We start from the raw sequence: 905 nt of genomic DNA on the forward strand, positions 1-905 counted from the left end.
GCCCCGAGCCCGTCGCCGAGCGCCGCGCCCGGCGCGGCCGGCTCCGGCAGCGGGACCGGCTCGTCGGCGGGCTCGCGCGCGACCGGGACCGGTGGCGCGGTAGCCGGCGGACGGCTGTCGAGCACCGGCAGCACCGTCGCCCCGATCGCGGCGGCTGCGGGTCTGCTGGTCGTGCTGGGCGCGGCAGGTGCGCTCCTCGGCAGGCGTCGCCGCACCTGAACGGGCCGTCGGGTCTGACGCGTCGCGTCCGTCGTCGTCCGCGCCCCGCGGGCGTCGTGCCCGACGCGTCGCGTCAGTCGTCCTCCGCGCGACGACCGACCGGCCGGGCGTCGTCGGGTGGTGCGCCCACGACCGCGACCGGCCTCGCGTCGTAGGGCTCGGCCGTCACGTCGGCGCGCCGGACGCGGTCGAGGCGGAACCAGCGCACGTCGTCGCGCGTGCGGCACCACGCCGCGAGGTACCAGCGGCCGTGCGTGCGCGTGAGGACGATCGGCTCGACGCGACGGTGCGACGCGTCACCGGCGACGGTCACGTACTCGATCGCGAGGACCCGCTCGCGGGACAGCGCGTCCTCGACGGCCCGGAGCACCCCGGGAGAGGCGACAGCCGCGACGCCAGGCGCGGACGACCGGGCCGGCGAGCCCTGCGCGCCGCCGTCGGAGGGCCCGGACGCGCCGCTCTGCGTGCCCGCGCGTCGCGACCATCCCACGCGCGCAGCGGCGTCGGCCGACGCCGCGTCGGGTCGCGTCCACAACCGCTGCGAGAGCGCCTGCGCGCGGGCGCGGTCGGTCGCGGGCATCGCGTCGAGCACCTTGTCGCGCGCCGTCCGGGCGTCGACGCCGAACGGGCTGCCGGGCGGCAGCGCGTCGACCGCGAGCGCGAGCGCCACCGCCTGCGCGGGCGTG

At 79.8% G+C, this 905-nt stretch carries 2 protein-coding genes; one reads left to right on the plus strand and one right to left on the minus strand.

Going from position 1 to position 905, the window contains the following annotated elements:
• Positions 1-219, plus strand: a 219-nt coding sequence (locus tag CTKZ_RS21125; RefSeq protein WP_124344707.1) for an LPXTG cell wall anchor domain-containing protein, incomplete at its 5' end; no start/stop codon positions are given.
• A gap of 73 nt (positions 220-292) precedes the next feature.
• On the opposite strand, the gene CTKZ_RS21130 is transcribed toward CTKZ_RS21125, so the two are convergent.
• A partial coding sequence (locus CTKZ_RS21130) for a helix-turn-helix transcriptional regulator (RefSeq protein ID WP_148090555.1) occupies positions 293-905 on the minus strand: 613 nt, incomplete at its 5' end.

Source organism: Cellulomonas algicola (assembly GCF_003851725.1).
In the GTDB taxonomy this organism is placed as follows: domain Bacteria; phylum Actinomycetota; class Actinomycetes; order Actinomycetales; family Cellulomonadaceae; genus Cellulomonas; species Cellulomonas algicola.